The sequence below is a fragment of the Leifsonia sp. SIMBA_070 genome, from assembly GCF_046534635.1.
In the GTDB taxonomy this organism is placed as follows: Bacteria; Actinomycetota; Actinomycetes; order Actinomycetales; family Microbacteriaceae; genus Leifsonia.
In genome coordinates this window covers 1-278 of sequence record NZ_JAWRYK010000185.1, presented here as the reverse complement: position 1 = coordinate 278, position 278 = coordinate 1, and the positions used below count along the sequence as shown (strand labels likewise).

The window sequence follows — 278 nt, the reverse complement described above, 5'->3', positions numbered from 1 at the left end:
CCGGGACAGGAAGCCCAGCACCGTCTCGGCCACCACCTGCCAGCTGTGGTCAATCACCAGCGAGTGTCCGCTGCCGGCAATCTCCAGGTACTCCGTGGGCGATGGCGAGGACCGGTACCGCCGGGCCTCCGCCCGGACCACCGTGGCCGGAACAACGCGGTCTTCGCTTGCTCCGGTCAGCAGCAGCGGACCCCTCGCCGCCGACGTATTGACCCGCACGGGGGAGCGCGGATTGATGTTGGCTTCCGCGGCCTGAAACAGCGGCCGGCCCGGGGCCG

The 278-nt window shown here is 70.9% G+C and carries 1 pseudogene; it reads right to left on the bottom strand.

What is annotated here, in order from left to right:
* A pseudogene (locus SB754_RS19940) lies at nucleotides 1-278 on the bottom strand (alpha/beta hydrolase); the annotation flags it as partial.